Raw genomic sequence first — 754 nt, 5'->3', positions numbered from 1 at the left:
TCCATATCATCACTCCTTATAACTAGAATGAGCCTACCCATTTAAGGATAGGCAAATTGTTTAATTATCTTCTATTGTTACTTTGTTTCACTTCATTAATCGCATTTTTATAACGTTCAGTAAGTGGTTTAATTTCAACGCCACCATACTGTTCATTCTTAGTAATAACTACACCAGTTTTAGCCATTCCTGTTTGGTTAATGACGCTATATTCAAACATTAAGTTCTTGTATTCTTCGTTTGTAGTGTATGGATATAAAACACCTTGTTTTAATTCTTCGAGTTTAAATGCAACTTGACGTTGTTGTGATTCGTTTAATTGATTGTCATATTTTTGTTGCAACAAGCTTAATTCATAAATGTCAGTGTTCGTTACATCTTTACTATTGATGTAGTCTACAATCTCATTATCGTTATAGAATGATAATCTAGCTTCTAAATTCTGACGTTTAATAATTTCAGTTTGTGGATCTTTAACATTATCTTGTTGGCTTTCTTTTTCAACCTCATTACAGCGTTGCTCTATTTCATTTAATCTATCTGTAGCAAACTGTTTGAATTTATTTTCGAGTTCAGTAACTTTGGGCTTTTGTTGTTCGTCTATTGCCTCTAAACGATAGCCTTGCTTGTATAAACGTTTAGTATCTTCAATTAATTTATTTACTTCATCTAATAAATCTTTATACTTTCTGTTATCGAATAATACACTCCATACGTCTTTTGATGTACCTTGATAAGTAGTTGTTGTCATAAT

1 protein-coding gene is annotated in these 754 nt (G+C 30.5%); it reads right to left on the bottom strand.

Annotated elements, in window-relative coordinates:
- Positions 1 to 64 precede the first annotated feature (64 nt).
- Positions 65 to 751, bottom strand: coding sequence for a hypothetical protein (locus HMPREF2663_RS07750; protein WP_070846146.1), 687 nt, complete (start codon positions 749 to 751; stop codon positions 65 to 67).
- Between the last annotated feature and the right edge of the window lie 3 nt (positions 752 to 754).

The sequence above is a fragment of the Staphylococcus sp. HMSC077D08 genome (assembly GCF_001837945.1).
GTDB lineage: Bacteria > Bacillota > Bacilli > Staphylococcales > Staphylococcaceae > Staphylococcus > Staphylococcus epidermidis.
The sequence above is the reverse complement of the archived record's forward strand: the minus strand, read 5'-3'. Positions and strand labels throughout refer to the sequence as shown.

Coding starts and splice junctions, on each gene's coding strand:
- HMPREF2663_RS07750 (WP_070846146.1), bottom strand. CDS start 751: ATGACAACAACTACTTATCAAGGTACATCAAAAGACGTATGGAGTGTA.